This window comes from Sphingomonas paludis (genome assembly GCF_053502515.1).
On the sequence record NZ_CP187558.1, the window covers coordinates 1,786,074 to 1,802,339 of the forward strand.

Here is a 16,266-nt window from a genome sequence, read left to right on the forward strand (position 1 = left end):
AACGGTTTCTGCCTTGGCTATCAGTCCATCGTCACTCCCCGCTGCCCGGGGCATAGGGGGTTTTGATCGCCTTGTAATGCTCGAGCGGATGCGGCGGCGCCTTTACGCGGGCGGGCAGGGGACGGCCGCTGACGCTTTGCCAATAGGCGATGCTGGCATCCCGCCACCACTGCGCCTCGTCCCGCTGGATCTTCAGGAATTGCGCGACTTCCCGGTGCCGCTCTACATCGACCTGATCGGCGAGCGCCGACCAGCTTGCCTGCATCCGGCCCACTTCGCCCACGCCGCGATCATAGCGGGCGAGCAGTCCCTGCCACACTGTCTCTCCCGATTGCAGCCGGTGATCCCAGGGCAGATGGTGAAACCACAGCAGATAACGCTCGTCCATCTTCGCCGGATCGCGCCACTGCGCCGCAGCGCCCGGTGCATATTGGCTGATCGCATTGCTGCCGGTTTCCAGCCGGTCGAAGCCGATGCCGTTCCGGTCGGCCTTGTGATAATAGACCGGGTTCCATTCGGGGCGGGCGAGATCGTCGACCCAGGGGCCGGGGCCGTAATGATGCCCGGTCGCCATCAGATGGGTGAGGCCGAGCGGGGTCATGTAATCGGCCACCGCTTCCCGGCTGGCCATCATCATGTCGACGATCGCCGTGGTGCCGGTGGCATCGGCGTCCCAGGTGAGCTCCGCCCAGTCGCGCGCAATGGCGGCGGCATCGGCCTTGGGGTTCCAGGCCAAGCGGCCGAACGCGTACCAGTTGGCCTGATCGAACTGCGATCCGCTCCAGTTGCGGTCCGCACCGATATTGGCGACGCCGGCCATGCCGGTCACGGCGTTCGGGCGGACCCGGCGGATCAGGACGTCGGCAACGGTCGTGCCGGCCCGTGGCCGATGGGTGTCGGCGGCCAGCACCTCCGTCCACATCGGGCCGAGATAGGCGAGATGGGTTGCGAACCCCAGATACTCCTTGGTGATCTGGAATTCCATCATCAGCGGCGTTTTTGGCATCGCGCCGAACAGCGCGTGGAACGGCTCGCGCGGCTGGAAGTCGATGGGCCCGTTCTTGACCTGAACCAGCACATTGTCGCGGAACTGGCCGTCATAGGGTTCGAATTCGATCGACGCCTGTTTGGCGCGGTCGGTCGGGTCGTTCTCCGAATAGACGAAGGCGCGCCACATCACGATGCCGCCGTGCGGCGCGATCGCGTCGGCAAGCATGTTGGCGCCGTCGACATGGTTGCGGCCGTAATTCTGCGGCCCCGGCTGTCCCTCCGAATTGGCCTTGACCAGAAAGCCGCCGAAATCGGGGATGGTGCGATAGATTTCGTCCGCCTTCGCCTTCCACCACCGCTTGACCGCCGGGTCGAGGGGGTCAGCGGTCTTCAGGCCACCGATCTCGATCGGCGCGGAAAAGCGCGTGGAGAGATAGACGCGCATGTTCCACGGGCGAAGCTGCGCCGCGATGGCCGCGACCTTTTCCAGATAGGGCGCGGTCAGGATGTCGGCATTGGCGTTGACGTTGTTCAGGACCGCCGCGTTGATGCCGATGGACGCGTTGGCGCGGGCATAGTCGGTGTAGCGCGGATCGGCGAAGCGCGGCAGCTTCTGCCAGTCCCAGATGGATTCGCCCGCGTAACCCCGTTCCACATGGCGATCCATATTGTCCCAGTGGTTGAGGATACGCACGTCCAGTGCGGGCTTGTCGCTGAGATTCAGGCCGACCAGCGCCTCGCCCTTCATTGCCAGTTCCAGATAGCGGAACGCGCCGTACAGCACGCCCGCGCCGTCATTGGCGGCGATGACCGTCACCGGCTTGCCGGCGATGCGGGCAGAGCGGATCACGAATCCTTCCTTGCCCAATCCCGCCAGCGGCAGTTTGAGCGCGGCGATTCGCGGACTGCCCTGCGGCGTGCCGATCACGAGCGATTCGCCGTCCCCAAGCACGGCCCCGGCAGCGACGGGGCTGCCCCGCATCGCGGAAAGACCGCGAACCAGTTCGTTGCGGGCGGACAGGATCCGCGGGTCGCTTTCCTCGACCGCCAATGTTCCCGGTAACATGGCAATCCGGCCTGCATCCGCGAGTCGGTATCGCAGCCACAATTCATGGCCGTCCTCGGCGGCGGCAAAAGCGGGCATCAGGAAGGTGAAAAGGGCAACCAGCCCGGTCAGCAAACGCATCGACATCCTCTCAATGGCTCGTTACCCCGGCGTTGACAGCCGATGTTCGCGCAAACATGGTAGCGGTATCAGGTGACAGGACAACCCGTCGTGGCGACTTTTGTCGGATAATGCGACGCGTTTGGGAAGGGGATGATGATGGCGGTGATTGAATCGGCACGCGTGATCGTGACGTGTCCGGGGCGCAATTTCGTGACGCTGCAGATCCGCACCAGCGACGGCGTGACCGGGCTGGGCGATGCCACGTTGAATGGCCGCGAACTGTCGGTTGCCAGCTATCTGACCGATCATGTCATCCCGCTGCTGATCGGGCGCGACCCGCACCGGATCGAGGATATCTGGAATTACCTGTATCGCGGCGCCTATTGGCGGCGCGGCCCCGTGACGATGAGCGCGATCGCCGCCGTCGATACTGCCTTGTGGGATATCAAGGGCAAGGTGGCGGGGCTGCCCGTCTATCAGCTGCTGGGCGGTGCGTGCCGCGACGGCGTGATGGTGTACGGTCATGCCAACGGCAAGACGGTCGAGGAAACCGTCGACAACGCGCTCCACTACCAGTTGCTTGGGTACAAGGCGATCCGCCTGCAATCCGGCGTGCCGGGGCTGAACTCGACCTATGGCGTGTCGAAGGACCGTTATTTCTACGAACCCGCCGATGCCGACCTGCCGACCGAGAATCTCTGGTCGAGCGAGAAGTATCTTCGCTCGGTACCGCCGCTTTTCGAGGCGGCACGCGAGGCGCTGGGCTGGGACGTGCATCTGCTGCACGACATCCACCACCGGCTGACCCCGATCGAGGCCGGGCGGCTGGGCAAGGACCTTGAGGTCTATCGCCCCTTCTGGCTGGAGGATGCGACCCCGGCGGAAAATCAGGCCAATTTCCGCCTGATCCGCCAGCACACCACGACGCCGCTCGCGGTGGGGGAGATTTTCAACACCATCTGGGATTGCAAGCAGCTGATCGAGGAACAGCTGATCGACTATATCCGCGCAACGGTCGTCCATGCCGGCGGGATCAGCCATCTGCGCAAGGTCGCGATGCTGGCGGACCTGCACAATGTCCGCACCGGGTGCCATGGCGCGACCGACCTGTCGCCGGTCTGCATGGCGGCGGCGCTGCATTTCGACCTGTCGGTGCCCAATTTCGGCGTGCAGGAATATATGCGCCATACCGAGGAAACCGACGCTGTTTTCCCGCATCATTACACCTTCGCCGACGGGATGATGCATCCCGGCGATGCCCCCGGGCTGGGCGTCGAGATCGACGAGGCGCTGGCGGCGAAATATGAGTATAAGCGGGCCTATCTGCCGGTGAACCGGCTGGAAGACGGGAGCATGTTCCATTGGTGATGTCGGCGGTCACCGCTGAGGCGGCGGCTGCCGCGATGAAGCCGGGGCGCTATCGCTGGGCGATCTGTGCACTCCTGTTCTTCGCCATCACGGTCAATTATGTCGACCGGCTGGTGCTCGGCAATCTGAAGTCGGTGTTCGATGCCGAGTTCGGCTGGAGCGAAACCGATTACGGCAACATCGTCACCGCGTTTCAGGCGGCCTATGCCATCGGCCTCCTGTTGATGGGCCGCTTCATCGACGCGGTGGGGACGCGGGCCGGATTGGCGGTGGCGATCCTGGTCTGGTCGGTGGCGGCGATGGCGCACGGCGCAGCATCGAGCGTGACGCACTTCATGCTCGCCCGCTTTGCGCTTGGTCTGGGCGAGGCCGGGGGCTTTCCCGGCGCGGTCAAGGCGGTGTCCGAATGGTTTCCCAAGCGGGAGCGGGCATTCGCCACCGGGCTGTTCAATGCCGGATCCAATGTCGGCGCGGTGCTGACGCCGCTTGCGGTGCCGTTCCTTGTCCTGTGGTTCGGATGGCAGGCGGCGTTCATCGTCACCGGTGCGCTCGGCCTGATCCTGCTCGTCTTCTGGCTGGTCGTCTATCGCAAGCCCGAGGAGCATCCGAGAGTGGGGCCGGCGGAACTGGCGCTGATCCATTCCGATCCGCCCGAGGCACAGGCGCGCATCGGCTGGGGCGAGGCGCTGCGCCATCGGGGCACCTGGGCGTTTCTGCTGGGCAAGTTGCTGACCGATCCGGTCTGGTGGCTGTTCCTGTTCTGGCTGCCCGATTTCTTTACCAAGACCTATGGCCTCGAATTGCTGCCAAAGGGCGGGGGCGCGCTCGCCTCGCTCGGCCCGGCGTTGATTGCCGTTTATCTGCTGGCCGATATCGGCAGCATCGGCGGCGGATGGCTGTCGTCGCGGCTGATCGCGCGCGGATGGAGCGTCAATGCGGGGCGCAAGACGGTGATGCTGATCTGCGCATTGTGCGTGGTCCCGGTCAGCATCGCGCCGTTCCTGCCCAACGCGCTGATCGCGGTCGGCATCATCGGGCTGGCGGCGGCGGCGCATCAGGGCTGGTCGGCCAATCTCTATACCCTGGTGTCGGACACGTTTCCGCGCCCGGCGGTCGCCACCGTCGTGGGCATCGGCGGGCTGGCGGGGGCGCTGGGCGGCATGGGCATCGCTCAGTTTGCGGGATGGACGCTGGAGACCACGGGCAGCTATATCCCGCTGATGGCCATCGCCGGGGTTGCCTATCTGCTGGCGCTGGCCATCATCCATCTGCTCGTGCCCCGCATCGGGGAGCAGCGCGCCGAGCCGAAACCGAAGGAATAGGGTATGGACCGCATGACGATCGACCGACGCCAGCTGCTCGGCGGGGCTGCCCTTGTCGGAGCATCGGCGCTCGCCCCAGCGGCCCTGGCCCAGACGGCGCCCGGATTGGACGCCATTGCCCGCACGCGCGGACTGCGCTTCGGCTCGGCAACCGCAAGCGGGCGGCCGGGGGCGGACCGGGGATCGCATGTCAATCCCGCCTATGCCGCGCTGCTGGAGCGGGACTGCGGCCTGATCGTGCCGGAAAACGAAATGAAATGGGGCGCAACCCGCCCCGCCGCCGACCGGTTCGAGTTCGGCCGCTTCGACCCGATGGTCGAATGGGCGACAACCAAGGGCATCAAGGTGCGCGGCCACACCCTGTTGTGGAACCAGACGCGCTGGATGCCGAAATGGCTGAACGAATATGACTTCGGCGCGCGACCCGCCAGCGAGGCGGAGCGGCTGGTGACCGAGCATATCCGCACCGTCACTGCCCGCTACGGCACCCGCATCTACAGCTATGACGTGGTGAACGAGACAGTCGAGCCGGGCACGGGCCAGCTGTACGACAACGCCCTGACCAAGGCGATGGGCAGCAAGGAAGCGGTGGTCGACCTGGCGTTCCGCACCGCCAGGGAAGCGGCACCGCATGCCGAGCTGGTCTATAACGACTATATGGGCTGGGACGGCGGCGATGACGACAAGCATCGCACCGGCGTGCTGAAGCTGCTGGAGGGATTTCGCAAGCGGGGCGTGCCGGTCGACACGCTTGGCCTGCAATCGCATATCGGCCCGCGCGCCGGCACATCCGTTGCCGAACAGCTTGTCGGCAAGCAGGCAGTGTGGCGCGCCTTCCTGAACGAAGTGACGGGCATGGGATACCGGCTGGTCATCACCGAGTTCGATGTGAACGACCGGCATATCGAGGCGGACGATGCGACGCGCGACCGGATCGTCGCCGATTATGCGCGCGGCTACCTCGACGTCACCCTGGCCTATCCGCAGATCCAGGATGTGCTCGCCTGGGGCATGAGCGACAAATATAGCTGGCTGACCGGCTTTACCCCGCGCAAGGACAAGACGCTGGTGCGGGGCGCACCCTATGATGCGAAGTTCAGGCCCAAGCCGCTCTACGATGCCATTGCACGGTCGCTGCGCGAGGCACCGGTGCGGGGCACGGTGGCATGATGGTCCGTCGGATCGCGCTTGGCCTGGCCGCCCTGTCGCTGGCGCTGCCGGGTGCAGCATGGGCGCAGAAAAAGCGATGGGTCGCCGTCTGGGCGAGCAGCAATTTCGAACTGAACGATCAGCAGCGGATGCCCCACGAGGGCGAAAACCCGGTGGTGATCCGCCAGCTGATCCGGCCGACCCTTTCCGGCGACCGGCTGCGCATCCGCCTGTCCAATGTTGCGGGCGATGCGCCGCTGAAGGTAACGGGCGTGACCGTGGCGACGGCGGTGTCGAAGGATGGGCCGGCGGTGCAGGGGACGCCGATCCGCGTGACGTTCAGCGGGCAGAGCGGGGCGCTGGTGCCGCAGGGGGCGGAGTTTCTGTCCGATCCGATTGCGATCCCGGTAACGGCGCTGGCGCATGTCGCCGTCACCATCGCGCTGGCCGACGTACCCGCGCGGCAGACCGGGCATCCGGGGTCGCGGACCAACAGCTATCCGGTGCCGGGCAGCGACCTGAATGCCGACTTCACGAAGGCGGAGAAGAAGGTCGGCTGGTTCAACCTGGCCAGCGTCGAGGTCGAGCGGGAAGGGGGCCGGGCGCTCGTCATCCTGGCCGACAGCATCACCGACGGATACGGCGTGCAGCCCGATACCGACGCCCGCTGGCCGGACACGCTGGCCAACCGGTTGCAGGCGGACGAGCGGACCCGCGACCTGGCAGTCATCAATCAGGGGATCGGCGGCAACCGCGTGCTGCGCGACGGGCTCGGCCCGAATGCGCTTGCCCGGCTGGAACGCGACGTGCTGGCGCTGCCGGGCGTCACGCATCTGATGCTGCTGATCGGAGTCAACGATCTGGGTACGCTGACCCGCGACGCGCCGGTGACGCCGCAGCGGCATATCGAGGAGCGCGACGCGATGATCGCCGCCTATACACAGATCGTCGCGCGGGCGAGGGCGCGGGGTGTCCGCGTCATTGGCGGCACGATCATGCCCTATGGTGCATCGGCCTATTATCACCCGGATGCGCGAAACGAGGCGGATCGACAGGCGATCAACGCCTGGCTGCGCACGCCCGGCAATGTCGATGCCGTGATGGATTTCGATGCGCTGGTCCGCGACCCTGCCGATCCGATGCGGATGCAGGCGGCGTATGACTCCGGCGATGGGCTACATCCGTCGATCGCGGGCTACAAGGCGATGGGCGAGGCCGTGCCGCTGACGCTGTTCGCTCAGTAGATTGATTTCGAAATAAGGATTCCCTCACCCTTCCCACCGCTTCGCGGCGGGCCCCTTCCCTCTCCCGCAAGCGGGAGAGGGAGGGAGCGGCGTCAGCCGCGGAAGGGTGAGGGTGTTTTCGGAACTTACCCCTCCGCCTGCGCGCGCTCGACGCTGTCCAGGATGCGGGTGGCCGCCATGAAAACCGCGATGGGGCAGAGGCAGAACATGAACCAGCCGAGCCAGCCGGGATATTGCACCAGATAATGGGTGCCGCGATCCGCCGCGCCGTTCGCCAGCCCGAAAATGACCATGAAGGCCTCGAACTTGGTCTTGATCGTGAACAGACGTGCCAACCGCTGGAACATGACAATCCTTAAAGCAATGCCCGTGCCAGCGGCTGAATTACGCGAGTTACAGGTTAACGAACAGCCTTACCTGTCAATTAATTCGACAAGCCCGAGCAGATCGATCAACGCCCGTCGCGCGGAACCGATCCGGTCGAGCAGATCGGCATTGCCCAGATCGTCGGCCCCGATCGCTTCCGGCCACCATTCGCCGACCAGCGCCTCCAGCCGGTCGAGCTTGCCCTCGTCCAGCAGGAAACGGGGATCGACCGTCGCAGGATCGCAGACGACGCGCAGTCGCAGACAGGCCGGGCCGCCGCCATTGGCCATGGATTCCCGCACATCCACCACTTTCAGCTGACGGATCGGGCCATTGCCCGCGACATGATCGTTCAGCCACGACCATACGGCTTCATTGTCGCGCGCTTCCGTCGGCAGGATGATCGCGCTTTCGCCGCCGGGCAGGGTCACCAACTGGGCATTGAACAGGTAGGACTGGATGGCATCGGCAAGGGATACGCGGGCAGCGGGCACCTCGACGATCTCCACCTCTGGCATGATGGCGCGCAGATCGGCGTAGAACCCGTCCCGATCCTCGAACGCCTGTTCGTGCGCCAGCAGCACCCGCCCGTTGGCGACCGCCACCACGTCGTTGTGGAATGCGCCTGCCGCGATCGCTGCCTCCGACTGCTGGACGAACAGCGTGCGCGCCGGATCGAGGCCGTGCGCGCGGGCGACCGCTTCGCTCGCCTCGCGGTGCTGGCGGGCGGGGAAGGGGCCGCCAGAGACGCCATAGACGAAGATCTCGACACCCGGCGCGTCATGACTGGCGCACAGCCGCATATGGTTTGCGGCGCCCTCGTCGCCGAACGGAGCGGGGACAGGACCGTGCACGGCAAAGGCCGGATCGGCAAAGGCGAGGCGAAGCTGGGCCAGCGTGTCGGGCCATTCATGGCTGCGATGCGGCATGGTGACGAGATTGGCGACGGTCAGGTGGCACCTGCCGTCCATCGTGTCCGGTGCGGGCGAGACTGTGGCGGCATTGGCGGCCCACATGGCGGAGGCGGACAAGGCCTGCGCCTTCAGATGCTCCGGTGCGGCGGCATAGTCGGTGGAAAGGCTGTCCAGCCAGCGATGATCGGGGCGGGGCAGGGGCACGAACAGCCCCTGCGGCAAGCCGAGCCGAAGATTGTGCCGCATCTTGGCCAGCCCCTGCAGCGCGGCGGCACGGGGATGCGACACCGCGCCCCGGTTGCGCGTCGCGGCCAGATTGCCGGGGCTGAGGCCAGCATAATTGTGGCTCGGCCCGATCAGTCCGTCGAAATTGATTTCGGTCAGCATTCCACTCTCCAGATCCTCTCCTGCAAAGGGAGGGGGCCCATTTGCGTCAGCAAATGGTGGAGGGGTATTGCTCTCACGAGCGCGCGATACCCCTCCGTCATCGCTGCGCGATGCCACCTCCCCTTGCAGGGGAGGATTAGCTATCGTTCCGCGTACAGCACCTCTGCGCCGTGCTCCACGCCCAGCAGCCTGGCGACATCGGCATCCACGCTCACGCCGTCACTGGTTACGCCAATCGTACCGGAACAGGCGCGAAATCCGGTCAGGCTACCGGTGGCGATCAGCGCCGGCTCGCCCCCATCGCCAACGCCGGTCACGGTCGCGGCCCGGGCGTCGCGGATCGTCTTCACCTGATCCGTCCGCGCGGTCATGGTCGGGCCGCCGTCGAAAATGTCGACATAGCTTTCATAGGAGAAACCCTCATTCTCCAGCATCCGCATCGCCGCCCGGCCGCTGGGATGCGGAAGGCCGATGACGCTGCGCGCCGTATCCGGCAGCATGGCGACATAGACCGGGTGCTTGGGCATCAGGTCGGCGATGAACTGGTTGCCGTGAATGGCGTTGAACTGGTCCGCCTCCTGAAAGCTCATGCCGAAGAAGCGGCCAGCGACCCCGTCCCAGAAGGGCGAGCCGCCTGCCTCGTCGATGATCCCGCGCAATTCCGCCAGAATACGGTCGGCAAAGCGGGCGCGGTGCTGGCGGATGAACAGATAGCGGCTGCGGGCAAGCAGCAGGCCCAGCCCGCCTGCCCGTTCGCCAGGGTGCAGGAACAGGCCGCCGACCTCGCTCGCCCCCTCCAGATCGTTGACGAGATTGAGGATTTCGGCGCGAAACGTGCGGCCCAGCTCCTCGCTGTGCTTGGTCAGCATCGACAGGCGATAGCTGTAGAAGGGCCAGCGCTGACCGACCTGGGCAAAGATCTGACAGGTGCCGCGCACCTCGCCCGTATCGGCATTTTCCAGGATCAGCACGAACAGGTCGTCGTGCACGCCGTCGTCCGTGCGTGCAAATGCCTGGGCGCTGCGATCCAGCTTGGCGCGCAGCGACGGCTTGTCGGGGGGCAGGTTGGTGAAACCGCTGCCGGCCAGTTTCGCCATTTCATACAGCGGTTGCAGGTCGCGGTCCTCCGCCGCGCGAATGACGAAACTCACAGGCCCCCCTTTTCGGCGATCCGGAGCAGCGTGACGGCGGACAGCGCGGCGCGCTCGCTCAGGCTGTCGGGGATCAGAAACTCGTCGGATGAATGAATGGCACCGCCGCGCGCGCCCATGGTGTCGACCACCGGCACCCCGCAGGCGGCGATGTTGTTACCGTCGCAGACGCCGCCCGTTGCGCGCCACGCAATTTCCAGACCCAGATCGGCGCCGGTCCGCTTGACCAGATCGAACAGCTTTTGCGCGCCCGGATCGATCGGCTTGGGCGGACGGTTGAATCCGCCGTGCAGCTCGACCGACACGTCATGCGCCAGCGCCGCCTCGCCCAGCACGCGGTCGAGCAGCAGCTGCGCGCGCGCGATCATGTCGGCATCCCTGGGGCGGAAATTAACGCGCAGCACGGCGAGGTCGGGCACCATGTTGTTCGGCCCGCCGCCGTCGATGCGGGCGGGATTGACGGCCAGCCCGTCGATCCGAGCCGCGTGCAGCCGGACGGCAATGTCGGCGGCGGCGACCAGCGCATTTCGGCCGTCTTCGGGATTGCGCCCGGCATGGGCGCTGCGGCCGCGGACGGTGATGGAAAAATTGCCGGTCCCGCCCCGTGCGCCCGCCAGCGTGCCGTCCGGCAATGCGGGTTCATAGGTCAGCGCTGCCGCCTTGCCCCGCGCCGCATCGGCGATCAGCGGAGCGGAGGACAGCGAGCCGGTTTCCTCGTCGGAATTGATCACGACGTCATAGCCGATGCGCGGTGCCAGCGGGCTGGCCTCCACCGCCTTCAGCGCGGCGAGCATCAGGGCGATGCCCCCCTTCATGTCGGCGGCACCGGGTCCGTTATAGCTGCCATCCGCCAACCAGCGCGCCGTCTGGAACGGGTGATCGACGGCGAATACGGTATCCATGTGCCCGGTCAGCACGACCTGAACCGGGGCGTCCGGCCGGACGGTCAGGCGAAGGTGGCGGCCATGATCCAGCTGCACCCGGTCGCCGGCCACCGTCACCTGTTCGACCGGCGCGGGTTCGACCAGAGAGATGTCCCCCGGCAGGGCGGCGAACGCGTCGGCCAGCTCGCCGGCCATCGCCGCGACACCCGCCAGGTTGCGGGTACCGCTGTTGATCGCCACCCAGCGCTCGGTCATCGCCAGCATCGGTTCGCCGGCCACCCGTTCCACCGCAGCGCGTTCGATCGGCGTCAGTTTCTCCATGGCGTTCGCCTAACCCGAAGCGGGCTGCGAAACCACCCCCGCCCGATCCCGGTCAGAAATCGTAAACGATCGAGGCGCGACTGATCGTATCGGTCGACACCCGGCCGGTGGGCGGCTCGCTTTCATACTGCACGGTATAGGACATCTGCCCCGACAATGGCCCAACCAGCCTGGCGCGCACCGCCGACTTGCTGGACACGGTGCTGTTCGCGCTTTGCAGATAGGCCGACGCATCCTGTTCGAAAGTGATCGACCGCGTCAGTTTCCACATGAAATCAAGCGAGCCACGCGCCGCCAGATTGCGTTCGTTTTCGGCGTTGACGAAATCGGTGTAACGGAATGCCGGGCCAAGCTCGACGTCCAGCGTCATGCCGGGCGACTTGATCGCGCTGTATCCCGCACCGACCGATGCGGAATAGCGCTCGGTATAGCCCAGGAAGCGGTCGCTTTCGAACTGGGCGGCACCGTAGATATAGGCGCGGTCGCCCAGCTTGTAATTGGGTTCATAGGCCGCGAGGTAGCGTTCGCGGTTGGTAACGCCCAGCGATTCCTGATAATCCGCCTGCAGCCGCAATTTATGCCGCCACAACCATCCTTCGCGGCGCAGGTCGAGCACGCCGTTGACGCCGATATTGTCGGTATTGCCCGTGGTCAGCCACGCGCCGACCTCTGCCCGGCCCTTGACCAATTCAAAGAACTCGGCCTCCGACAGATGCTTCTGATTGGCTTCGGCGCGGGCGCGTTTCCAGTCGCCGACGCGCCGGTTGATCATTTCCGTGGCATCGGGAGTCGCCGTCTTCGCGTATTTGGCGATGGTATTCACCTCGCCCTCGTTGCCGCTGTCGAACGCCGCCATCAGCATCGTTTCGACCGCCGGGGGCAGTTGGGGCGGCTCCTTCTTGGCCTCGTCGTCATTGGCCAGCAACAGGGGCGTCAGGGCCAGCAGGGTCAGGCGTGATCGCATGGCCCTACGCAATAACCCTGATTTCAGGCCGCGAAAAGGCAGCGCCGACTATAGATGCGGTGAAAAGAGGGTCAGGATGCGCTGATACAGGTCGCGTTTGAACGGCACGATCAGGTCCGGGAGCTCGGCCGGGTCCGCCCAGCGCCATGCCTTGAACTCCGGTTCTGGCGTGGCAATGTTGACGTCGGCGTCGGTGCCGGTGAAGCGGAACAGGAACCAGTGCTGGCGCTGGCCGCGCCATTGCCCCTTCCAGATGCGGCCGATCAGCTCGTCGGGCAGGTCGTAGAACAATTCCTCCGGCGCCCGCGCGATCAGTTCGACCAGGTGCCGCTCGATCCCCGTTTCCTCCCACAGCTCGCGATAGGCGGTTTCCAGCGGATCCTCGCCGGGGTCGATGCCCCCCTGCGGCATCTGCCACGCCTCCACCACCGAATCGAACCGCTGGCCGACCAGCACCTTGCCGTCGGCGTTCAGGATCATGACGCCCGCACAGGGGCGATAGGGGAGCGCTTCCTTGTCGATCATGGGCATGTCCGGAACTTGGGGGGAGGCAGGCGCACAAGATACCATTCGTGCTGAGCCTGTCGAAGCACTGTCCTTATGGCATGGCCGATTGCCGATTCGAAGAAGGGCAATGCTTCGACAAGCTCAGCATGAGCGGTGAGGCTGGGCTATAGCCGATCAGGCGGCGGCGGCAATCATCGCCTTCAGCACGGCATGGGCGCGGTCGAGATCGGCACGGCCCGACGGGATCACTTTCCGCAGCGTGATGAAGCCGTGGATCATGCCCGGCACCTCGACAAAGCTGACCGCGACTCCGGCATTGGCCAGCGCGGCGGCATAGGCGCGGCCCTGATCGCGGATCGGATCGTGGCTGGCGGTCAGCACCAGCGCGGGGGGCATTCCGGCCAGCGTGCCGAGGATGGGCGAGGCACGGACATGCGCTGCATCGGCGGCATAGGCTGCCTCGAACCAAGTCATGCTGTCATGCGTCAGCAGATGCCCCTCGGCATAGGTGTGATAGCTGGGATAGGGCGTACCCAGATGGGTCGCGGGATAGATGGCGAACTGAGCCATCACCGGCACGGCGGCGGGCGCATCGCGCAGGTCCATGGCGGTGACGATGGCCAGGTTCCCGCCCGCGCTGTCACCAGCCGCGACCAGCCCGGTGACGGACAGGCCAAGCGCATCGGGACTGCCGGCCACCCAGCGCGCCGCCGCCTCAGCATCGTCGACCGCGGCGGGCCAGGGATGTTCCGGCGCCAGCCGGTAATCGACCGACACGACCGGCAGGTCGAGCGCACGCGCCAGTTCCGCGCAATAGCTTGCATGGCTCTCCACATTGCCGATCACCCAGCCGCCGCCATGATAGAAGACGACGACCGGACCCGGATCCCGCTCTGCCCGCGCGTCGAACAGTATGGCGGGGATGTCACCCGCCGGGCCGGGGATTGCGAGCGGGCGCTGCACGGCCAGATCGCCGACCGGCTCGTCGACCAGCCCCTTCATCGCCACATATTGCGCGCGTGCAGCCTCTGGCGGCATTTCGTGCATTCGGGGCCCGGGCATGGCGTTGGCATAAGCGAGGAACGCCGCGACATCGGGGCGCAGGGTCCGTTCGGTCATGCCATCTCGCATGGTCTGTATTTGCCGGTTGCGGGCTTGCACTTATCTAGGCGGCAATGATCGCGGTCGTCCACCATCCCAGCTATGTCGCGCCCGCGCCCGCCCGCAGTGCCTATGAGTGGAACAAGAACGGGCTGGTCCGCGATGTGCTGGCCGGAGAGGATGGGCTGGAGTGGCACGCGCCCGAACCGATGCCGCGTGCCTGGCTGGAGGCGGTGCACGACCCCGATTATGTCGCCGAGGTGATTGAGGTGCGGGTGCCGCGCGAAAAGGAAAGGCGGATCGGTTTTCCCGTCACCCCCGCCGTCGCTCACCGAGCGGTGCATGTACCCGCCGGTACTTGGCTGGCTGGCAAACTTGCACTCGAGCGCGGCTTTGCGGCGAATACCGCCGGGGGGAGTCATCATGCGCTGTCCGATACCGGCGCCGGCTTCTGCATCTTCAACGATCTCGCCTGCGCCGCCGTGCGGCTGGTGGAGGAGGGCGATGCGCACCGGATCCTGATCGTCGATTGCGACGTGCATCAGGGCGACGGCACCGCGTCGCTGACCGCCGGGCGACCGGAAATCGCAACCTATTCCATTCATGCCGAAAAGAACTTTCCGGTGCGAAAGGCGCGCTCGACGCTGGACGTCGGCTTGCCCGACGGGGTGGAGGATGCCGAATATCTCGATATTCTCGCCACCACGCTGGTGCCGCTGATGGATCAGGTGCGGCCCGACCTGATCCTGTATCAGGCGGGGGTCGATCCATGGGCGGGAGACAAACTGGGGCGGCTATCGCTCAGTCTGGACGGGCTGGTCGCCCGCGATGCCTGGCTGGCTGGCCTGTGCGCAGCGCGGGGCATCCCGCTCGCCAGCGCGCTGGGCGGCGGCTATGGCAACGATCCGATGGAAGTGGCTCGGCGGCACGCGGATTCCGTGCTGACCCTGGGCCGCACCTATCACCGGTAGCGGTGCCGGGGCCGGTCAACACCGGCTTTCGACCACATTGTCTTGCACCCGATTTCGGCGTTGGCGCATTGTTGCCGGGTCGAAAGGATTGGAATGACTGAACCGAGCATCGTGTGGTTTCGCCGCGACCTGCGGCTGTCGAATCAGGCGGCCCTTGCCGCCGCAGCCGCCGAAGGGCCGGTGATCCCCGTCTATGTGCTGGATGACGACACGCCCAAACACCGGGCGATGGGCGGGGCGTCGCGCTGGTGGCTGCATCACAGCCTGAAGGCGCTGGACGAAAGCCTGCGGGAAAAGGGCAGCCGACTGATCCTTCGCCGGGGCAAATGCGATGCGGTGCTCGCTGAACTGGTCGAGGAAACGGGTGCGGGACGGGTGCACTGCATCCGCCATTACGAACCCTGGTGGCGCAACGCCGAAAAGGCGGTGGCGAAACGGATCGATCTGGCCTGCCACGACGGCAATTACCTGGCCCCGCCGGGCAGCGTGACCACCGGCAGCGGCGCGCCGTACAAGATATACACCCCGTTCTGGCGGGCGCTTCAGGAACAAATGCCGCCGGAAAAACCGGGCTATCGCCCGCGTGAGATAGCCGCGCCCTCGAAATGGCCGAAATCCGAAACGTTGGCCGATTGGGACCTGCTGCCGACCAAGCCGAACTGGGCAAAGGGGTTTGGGGAAGAATGGACGCCGGGCGAAGAGGGCGCGCGCAAGCGGCTGGACGCCTTCGTCCGCCATGCCGCCGATTATGACGAACAGCGCAACCTGCCGAGCATCGAGGGGTCGTCCAGACTGTCGCCTCACCTGCATTTCGGAGAGATTTCGCCAGCGGCGATCTGGCACAGGGTGGCCGATGCGGGAGGATCGGTTCGCGTCTATCTGTCCGAACTGGGCTGGCGGGACTATGCGCAGAACGTCATCCTGCAATTTCCCGACTATGCGACCAGGAATGCGCGCGACAAGTTCGACGCGCTCGACTGGCGCACCGCCCCCGCCGACCTGAAGGCATGGCAACAGGGACGGACCGGATACCCCATCGTCGATGCCGGGATGCGACAGCTTTGGGCGACGGGATGGATGCACAACCGCGTCCGCATGATCGCCGCCAGTTTCCTGATCAAGCACCTGCTGATCGACTGGCGAAAGGGCGAGCAGTGGTTCTGGGACTGCCTGGTCGATGCCGATTACGGGTCGAATGCGACCAACTGGCAATGGGTGTCTGGCACGGGCATCGACAGCAACATGTTCGTGCGGATCATGGCGCCCCTGACCCAGTCGGAAAAGTTCGATTCAGCGGGGTATATCCGGCAATGGGTGCCCGAACTGAAGCATCTGCAAGACGACGTGATCCACGATCCGGAGGAGTATGGGCGACGGCCCAAGGAGTATCCCTCCAAGATCATAGGCCACCGCGAAGCCCGCGACCGCGCGCTGAAGGCGGCCAAGGCCGTTCGCTGAA

General features: G+C 65.7%; 14 protein-coding genes. 6 read left to right on the forward strand and 8 right to left on the reverse strand.

The genetic code is table 11. From position 1 onward, the window contains the following. Positions 1–31 precede the first annotated feature (31 nt). Positions 32–2,182, reverse strand: a complete 2,151-nt coding sequence (locus tag ACPVPU_RS08705; protein ID WP_448657536.1) for an alpha-glucuronidase family glycosyl hydrolase — start codon at positions 2,180–2,182, stop codon at positions 32–34. A gap of 132 nt (positions 2,183–2,314) precedes the next feature. Between ACPVPU_RS08705 and manD the strand changes: the two genes are divergently transcribed. The 4 genes from manD to ACPVPU_RS08725 are packed head-to-tail and all read left to right on the forward strand — an operon-like array spanning position 2,315 to position 7,241. After that, complete coding sequence (gene manD, locus ACPVPU_RS08710; protein WP_448657537.1) at positions 2,315–3,526, forward strand: D-mannonate dehydratase ManD; 1,212 nt, start codon at positions 2,315–2,317, stop codon at positions 3,524–3,526. Continuing rightward, positions 3,526–4,848 carry an MFS transporter gene (locus ACPVPU_RS08715; protein WP_448660462.1) on the forward strand — a complete coding sequence of 441 codons (1,323 nt, stop codon included), beginning with the start codon at positions 3,526–3,528 and terminating at the stop codon, positions 4,846–4,848. Before manD ends, ACPVPU_RS08715 begins: the two co-directional genes overlap by 1 nt. Positions 4,849–4,851: 3 nt before the next feature. Further along, positions 4,852–6,018 (forward strand): endo-1,4-beta-xylanase, encoded by a 1,167-nt coding sequence (locus ACPVPU_RS08720; protein ID WP_448657538.1) that lies wholly within the window; start codon positions 4,852–4,854, stop codon positions 6,016–6,018. Then, positions 6,015–7,241: an SGNH/GDSL hydrolase family protein gene (locus ACPVPU_RS08725; RefSeq protein ID WP_448657539.1), complete on the forward strand. Its 1,227-nt coding sequence runs from the start codon at positions 6,015–6,017 to the stop codon at positions 7,239–7,241. The genes ACPVPU_RS08720 and ACPVPU_RS08725 overlap by 4 nt, the downstream gene beginning before the upstream one ends. A gap of 125 nt (positions 7,242–7,366) precedes the next feature. Here the strand turns inward: ACPVPU_RS08725 and ACPVPU_RS08730 are convergent, their stop codons facing one another. The 7 genes from ACPVPU_RS08730 to ACPVPU_RS08760 form a co-directional block, all read right to left on the reverse strand. Continuing rightward, the gene (locus ACPVPU_RS08730) at positions 7,367–7,588 is read right to left on the reverse strand and encodes a hypothetical protein (protein ID WP_448657540.1); all 222 of its coding nucleotides are present in this window, start codon (positions 7,586–7,588) and stop codon (positions 7,367–7,369) included. Positions 7,589–7,654: 66 nt separating this feature from the next. Continuing rightward, the gene (locus ACPVPU_RS08735) at positions 7,655–8,908 is read right to left on the reverse strand and encodes an N-succinylarginine dihydrolase (RefSeq protein ID WP_448657542.1); all 1,254 of its coding nucleotides are present in this window, start codon (positions 8,906–8,908) and stop codon (positions 7,655–7,657) included. Between the two features lie 140 nt (positions 8,909–9,048). Next, the gene (locus ACPVPU_RS08740; RefSeq protein ID WP_448657544.1) at positions 9,049–10,059 is read right to left on the reverse strand and encodes an arginine N-succinyltransferase; all 1,011 of its coding nucleotides are present in this window, start codon (positions 10,057–10,059) and stop codon (positions 9,049–9,051) included. Further along, positions 10,056–11,264, reverse strand: a complete 1,209-nt coding sequence (locus ACPVPU_RS08745; RefSeq protein WP_448657545.1) for a hydrolase — start codon at positions 11,262–11,264, stop codon at positions 10,056–10,058. The genes ACPVPU_RS08740 and ACPVPU_RS08745 overlap by 4 nt, the downstream gene beginning before the upstream one ends. Positions 11,265–11,316: 52 nt before the next feature. Beyond that, positions 11,317–12,228, reverse strand: a complete 912-nt coding sequence (locus ACPVPU_RS08750) for a DUF481 domain-containing protein (protein WP_448657546.1) — start codon at positions 12,226–12,228, stop codon at positions 11,317–11,319. 48 nt (positions 12,229–12,276) lie between these two features. Next, entirely contained in the window at positions 12,277–12,753 is a 477-nt protein-coding gene (locus ACPVPU_RS08755; RefSeq protein ID WP_448660464.1) for an RNA pyrophosphohydrolase, read from the reverse strand. A gap of 156 nt (positions 12,754–12,909) precedes the next feature. Continuing rightward, positions 12,910–13,854 (reverse strand): alpha/beta hydrolase, encoded by a 945-nt coding sequence (locus ACPVPU_RS08760; protein WP_448657547.1) that lies wholly within the window; start codon positions 13,852–13,854, stop codon positions 12,910–12,912. 56 nt (positions 13,855–13,910) lie between these two features. Here ACPVPU_RS08760 and ACPVPU_RS08765 point away from each other — a divergent pair, with 56 nt between their 5' ends. Further along, positions 13,911–14,807 (forward strand): histone deacetylase family protein, encoded by an 897-nt coding sequence (locus ACPVPU_RS08765; RefSeq protein ID WP_448657548.1) that lies wholly within the window; start codon positions 13,911–13,913, stop codon positions 14,805–14,807. A gap of 93 nt (positions 14,808–14,900) precedes the next feature. After that, positions 14,901–16,265 (forward strand): cryptochrome/photolyase family protein, encoded by a 1,365-nt coding sequence (locus ACPVPU_RS08770; RefSeq protein WP_448657550.1) that lies wholly within the window; start codon positions 14,901–14,903, stop codon positions 16,263–16,265. The last annotated feature ends 1 nt before the right edge of the window (position 16,266 follow it).